This is a genomic window from Mesorhizobium sp. Arg314, assembly GCF_053714275.1.
The window spans coordinates 1-328 of the sequence record NZ_JBSKBP010000302.1 but is presented as its reverse complement, the minus strand read 5'-3'; the positions used below and the strand labels follow the sequence as shown (position 1 = coordinate 328).

Below are 328 nucleotides of genomic sequence, written 5' to 3'. Positions count from 1 at the left end.
CTGGCGCTTGGCGCCATCGATTACCTCGGTGACGAGCATATCACGGCGGATTACAATCTCCTGGGCGAGCAGTTGCAGAGGGACAATCCGGACATGGCCGCCCGGACCCGGTTCGTGCAGCCCGCGGAAACCCATCTGCTGCGCTGGACCACCAGCCAGAACGAAACGCACCAGACTTTGGCCGCACTTGATGAACAGGGGCGCGATACAGCCGACTTCCTTTTCCTGCCAGTGAACAATGCCACAGCGGACGGCGGCGGCACCCATTGGTCACTGCTGCTTGTTGACCGGCGCCTTCGGGACGCGCCGGTCGCCTATCATTACGACT

Annotated in this window: 1 pseudogene; it reads left to right on the top strand. The window is 62.2% G+C overall.

Annotated elements, in window-relative coordinates:
- Positions 1–328 (top strand): annotated as a pseudogene (locus ACWGS9_RS35595) (Ulp1 family isopeptidase); the annotation flags it as partial.